The organism is Dyella sp. (genome assembly GCF_036568765.1).
Taxonomy (GTDB): Bacteria; Pseudomonadota; Gammaproteobacteria; order Xanthomonadales; family Rhodanobacteraceae; genus GSA-30.
Genome location: NZ_DATCRY010000093.1, coordinates 1 through 2,319 on the forward strand (window position 1 = coordinate 1; position 2,319 = coordinate 2,319).

The 2,319-nt window shown below is 60.8% G+C and carries 3 protein-coding genes; all 3 read right to left on the reverse strand.

The genetic code is table 11. The annotated features are described in order from the left end of the window. A partial coding sequence (locus VIM98_RS07070) for a YbfB/YjiJ family MFS transporter (protein ID WP_331992398.1) occupies positions 1 to 600 on the reverse strand: 600 nt, incomplete at its 3' end. A 77-nt stretch (positions 601 to 677) separates the two neighbouring features. Beyond that, positions 678 to 1,307 carry a cysteine hydrolase family protein gene (locus VIM98_RS07075; RefSeq protein WP_075159616.1) on the reverse strand — a complete coding sequence of 210 codons (630 nt, stop codon included), beginning with the start codon at positions 1,305 to 1,307 and terminating at the stop codon, positions 678 to 680. Between the two features lie 327 nt (positions 1,308 to 1,634). After that, positions 1,635 to 2,319, reverse strand: a 685-nt coding sequence (locus VIM98_RS07080; protein WP_331992399.1) for an amidase family protein, incomplete at its 5' end; no start/stop codon positions are given.

Consider the following 2,319-nt stretch of genomic DNA (forward strand, 5'->3'; position numbering starts at 1 on the left):
GGCCGGCACAGCGCGCCTGGGCCAACCGCGCCAACTGGCCGCGGTCAGGATGGCGGACAACGCGGCAAGTCCAATCCATGTCTCGCGTAGACCGAACTTCAGTAGCAACGGGACGATCGTGCCGGATGCTGCTATGCCGCACCCAAGCCCCAGAAACACCGCGCCCGTCGCCAGACCTTTCTGGTCGTCGGGCACATTCGGAAGAACGGTCGCCGCGACCAGCACCATGATGACTCCGCCGGCGATGCCAGACAGCAAGCGCCAAATAAAAAACCAGCTTGTAGAGACGGGGAATGCGCAAGCGAGAAACGCAAGCGTAACCAGAACCTTCATCGCGCGCAGCGCGGTGACGTTGCCAAGCCCGGCAGCCAGCGGCCGGCCCAGTACAGCCCCGACGAGGTAACCCGCCAGATTCGCGGCACCGAGATACACGACATCCGATGCCGCAAACCAGTGCGCCTGAATGAGAACCGGAAGGAGCGGGGTATAAGCAAAACGTGCCAGGCCAATGCCGATCAGACTCGCGCAGAATCCCGCAAAAATAGAAGGCCAGACAGCTTTCGGGTGGCCCGTTGCCGCCGGTAAAATGGGTTTGGACAAAGTCAGCTCCGAACAGTAAATCGCGAGAAAACCTCAGAGTTCGGTCGACGGCCATGAAGCGGCGCTCCGCATCACGATCACACCTTCCCGTGCGCACGGAGATTCGAGGAGTAGATGTTGTCGCACGCAACCGGGGTTGGGCTATTCACATTTTCCACCCACTCTTTGGTAGACATCGTCGCCGCATAGGTCGACTCCATAATGACGCTAATAATGCGATGCATCTCCTCGGCGCTCGCGTAGCCCGCCTTGTTCTTGTACGACAGCGAGCCGGCCGCATCCGGCAAGAATTCGACGACATAGCCCTTGTGCATCGCTTCGCGCATCGTGGCGTCATTGCAGTTCTGCGTCATGTAGCCGATAACGGTCAAAGTATCGATCTTGTGTTCCTTTAGCCAGTCGTCGAAGCCGGCGCCGGAGAATGCGCTTGGCAAGACTTTTGTCACCACGTGATCGTGAGGGCGGTCCGCAACGACAGGATGCAATCTCGCGCCATCGCTATCCTTTGCGAATATCGGTGCGTCAGCCGGCAAGACGTGCTGCACCAGCACGACCGGAACGCCATGTGCGTTGGCGGCGTCAATCGCCTTGCCGATATTCGGCAATGAGGACTCGACAGGCGGATATTCAATGCGGAAGTTACCTGTGACGTACTCATTCTGGACGTCGATGACAATCAACGCGCGGCGCGGTGCTTGCTTTGACATGCTAGTACCTGTGAAAAAGACCATCGCCAGACGACGGTTAGTGAATAAAGACAATTAGGTTTCCTGCAAGCACCTTCATTTCGCCCGACCAGCACGCAGCGCTCGTTGCGTTTATAGCGTGACGACCTGTAGCACCGCTTGAGTCCAGCAAGCTTGGATCGGCGAGGGCTGTGGTGCTGTTCAACAGTCGGCGGCGCTGGGTGTTGACTGGATTCGACATCTCTGGAATTGGCGAAGGCGGTTACGTGACCCTATGGGCTTATCGCTCGTGTGCCGCCCGGCCCGGGTTGCAAGTCATTCAGGGGCCGGACGGATCACTGGCTCGACTCAGATAGCCGACAGGTCCGGATGAAGTCCGCGCACCGGGCTTACGGCTTCGAGCAGCGAGGCGAGGTGCAGAACAGTCGACTCCGCCATCCACGGTGCGACGAGTTGCACGCCGACCGGCAGACCTTCGCGGCTCGTGCCGAAACGCAGCGACAGGCCCGGAAGCCCGGTCACATTGAGCGGCGCCGTCGCGGTCATGACGTGCAGCGACGACACCGACTGGCCGTCGATGTTGAACTCCGCAGCGTCGTGTGCGTGCGCCGGTACTGTCGTGACCGGGCAGAGCAACGCGTCGTATTGCTGGAAGTACCCGGCAAAGCCGTCGCGCAACTGTTCCGCTTTCTGCTCCGCGTCGACGAAATCGGCGATCGAGGTGTCCGGCGTGTCGTAGACGCCCTGAACGTGCTTGAAGATCTTGTCTTCGTGTCCGGCCGTTACTTTCCTGAAGGCGGGTTTGGTTTCCATGACCTGAAGCTTCCAGAGCAGCTCGAGCGCGTTGATCTGCTCGAGCACTGGAATGCGCACCGGCTCGACGGTGATGCCCAGGCTCTTCAGCGCTTCGGCCGAGGCGAGCACGGTAGCGGCGACGTCGGGGTCCACGGGCGCGAAGGCATCGATGAGCAGGCCAACCCGAATCGGCCGGCCCGGGCTGGACGCCACGCCGGCATCGAGGCTGGGCGGCGCC